Genomic DNA, 1,168 nt, shown 5'->3' with positions numbered 1-1,168 from the left:
TTCCGGTGCAGCGCGGACAGCGTTGCCGGGTCGCCGCCGGAGAACGCACCGTCGGCATAGGTGGCAAGATCGAGGATGCAGCGTTTCAGGCGCGAGACGATGGCGTCGCTGGCCAGTTTTGGCAGGATCAGGCGGCTGGTCAGGCCGGCGCAGACAATGCCAAGCACGATCTCGGCACATCGCGCGATCGCGAGGTCGACGACGAGATGCGGCTGTCCGAAGGCGGGCAGGCCGATGATCATTGCGGTGTAGCCGGCGAGCGCGGCGCCATAGGCTTCCGGATTGCGCAGCAGCGACGAGACGAAGGTGCAGATGCCGATCCAGACGGCAAGCACCGTCACCAGCACCCAGGGGTTGGTGCCGAATACGGTGGTGATACCGATCGCCGCGACGCCGCCGACCAGCGTGCCGAGCAGCCGGTAGAAGCCCTTCGCCAGCACCATGCCGGCAACCGGCTGGGCGACGATGAACACCGTCATCATGGCCCATTGCGGGTGGTCGAGTTTTAGGGCGTAGGCGGCCAGCAGTGCGATCAGGCCGGCTGAAACGGTGCGAAGAGCGAAAATCCAGTCCGAGCGCGTCGGTTGCGTCAGGTCGGTCAAACTGGTTTCGAAATAGCCTTTCAGCCGTGCCGCAATCACACGCTGGTCTCCATATCAGAAGCGCAAGCTAAACCGGCTGATGGCTAGATATCCAGCACTTCCGCCGCGGCGAATTCGGCGCGTTCCTGGATGAAGCGGAAACGGGCTTCCGGCTTGGTGCCCATCAGTTCATCGACCCTGTCCTTGGTGGCTGAATCGATTTCGTTCACATCGACCCTGAGCAGCGTGCGCTTCCTCGGGTCCATGGTGGTTTCCTTGAGCTGGGCGGCCATCATCTCCCCCAGGCCCTTGAAGCGGCCGAGTTCCACCTTGCCGCGCCCGGTGAATTCGGTGCGCAGGAGCTCGTCCTTGTGCGCGTCGTCGCGGGCATAGGCGACCTTGCCGCCTTGCCTGATCGAGTAAAGCGGCGGCACGGCGAGGTAAAGGTGGCCGCCGCGCACCAGCGCCGGCATCTCCTGGTAGAAGAAGGTGATCAGCAGCGAGGCGATGTGGGCGCCGTCGACGTCTGCGTCGGTCATGATGATGACGCGGTCGTAGCGCAGATCTTCATCGCGGTACTTCGAACG

Annotated in this window: 2 protein-coding genes; both read right to left on the bottom strand. The window is 63.8% G+C overall.

Annotated elements, in window-relative coordinates; genetic code table 11:
* Positions 1–641: FUSC family protein (locus EN749_RS36070; RefSeq protein ID WP_145991189.1), on the bottom strand; the 641-nt coding region annotated here is incomplete at its 3' end.
* 44 nt (positions 642–685) lie between these two features.
* On the bottom strand, positions 686–1,168 hold a 483-nt coding region (locus EN749_RS36065; RefSeq protein WP_245491590.1), incomplete at its 5' end, for a toprim domain-containing protein.

The organism is Mesorhizobium sp. M7A.F.Ca.ET.027.02.1.1 (genome assembly GCF_004022985.1).
Classification (GTDB): Bacteria; Pseudomonadota; Alphaproteobacteria; order Rhizobiales; family Rhizobiaceae; genus Mesorhizobium.
The sequence above is the reverse complement of the archived record's forward strand: the minus strand, read 5'-3'. Positions and strand labels throughout refer to the sequence as shown.